The sequence below is a fragment of the Pseudomonas sp. PME37.24/025 genome, from assembly GCF_055556615.1.
Window position 1 is genome coordinate 1 of sequence record NZ_JBVHNK010000205.1, and the last position, 271, is coordinate 271.

Annotated in this window: 1 pseudogene; it reads left to right on the plus strand. The window is 72.3% G+C overall.

Features of this window, described 5'->3' with window-relative positions:
* Nucleotides 1-271, plus strand: a pseudogene (locus ACZ3HH_RS30085) (tRNA (adenosine(37)-N6)-threonylcarbamoyltransferase complex transferase subunit TsaD); the annotation flags it as partial.

A 271-nucleotide genomic window follows, 5' to 3' on the forward strand; every position in this document is an offset into this window, starting at 1 on the left:
GCTGCTGGTGTCCGGCGGCCACACGATGCTGGCGCGCGTCGACGGCGTCGGGCGCTACGAGATTCTCGGCGAGACGCTGGACGACGCGGCCGGCGAGGCCTTCGACAAGACCGCCAAGGCGCTCGGCCTGCCGTATCCGGGCGGCCCGGAGCTGGCCAAGCTCGCCGAGCGTGGGACCTCCGGCGTATTCCGCTTCGCGCGCCCGATGACCGACCGCCCGGGCCTCGAATTCAGCTTCAGCGGCCTGAAGACGGCCGTGCTGACCGCGCTT